The sequence below is a fragment of the Colwellia ponticola genome, assembly GCF_005885605.1.
Taxonomy (GTDB): Bacteria; Pseudomonadota; Gammaproteobacteria; order Enterobacterales; family Alteromonadaceae; genus Colwellia; species Colwellia ponticola.
In genome coordinates this window covers 1-442 of record NZ_SZVP01000142.1, presented here as the reverse complement: position 1 = coordinate 442, position 442 = coordinate 1, and the positions used below count along the sequence as shown (strand labels likewise).

Below are 442 nucleotides of genomic sequence, written 5' to 3'. Positions count from 1 at the left end.
ACTTAAATCCCGAAAAATAAACAGCACCAAATTCCTTGACAGCTTACGGGATGCTTTGATTAGAAAAATGGACGAACAGGACGAAATGTAGCAAATTCTTTTGCATATTACAATACTCCACGTGGTAAATGAACACCTTTTATCCGTACAATATTCTCCGAAATGCTTGGCGTTTGCTTTTGTTTTTCGGTTTGTTCCGCAGGTTCCTCTTTAGTTTCCTGCGTAATTGATAACTGTATCTTTCGTTCAACGGCGGCCAGTTCGGTTTTGAGTTCGCTCAATCGGCTTTCCTTAGACCACGTACCATTTATGACCTCCTGAAGAATAGGTAGGTCTTTTTGTATTTCCGTAATTTTCTTTTGCTCCTGCTCAATATATCCAGGCAATTTTTCCAGTGCGTTAAGGAAGTTCATAGCAGCTAGCTTTTCATCTTTAGCGATTA

At 39.6% G+C, this 442-nt stretch carries 2 protein-coding genes; one reads left to right on the top strand and one right to left on the bottom strand.

The window, feature by feature from the left end; genetic code table 11:
- A partial coding sequence (locus tag FCS21_RS17825) for an RteC domain-containing protein (protein WP_187695304.1) occupies positions 1 to 91 on the top strand: 91 nt, incomplete at its 5' end.
- Between the two features lie 16 nt (positions 92 to 107).
- Here FCS21_RS17825 and FCS21_RS17820 read toward each other — a convergent pair.
- A partial coding sequence (locus FCS21_RS17820) for an aminoacyltransferase (protein WP_138624522.1) occupies positions 108 to 442 on the bottom strand: 335 nt, incomplete at its 5' end.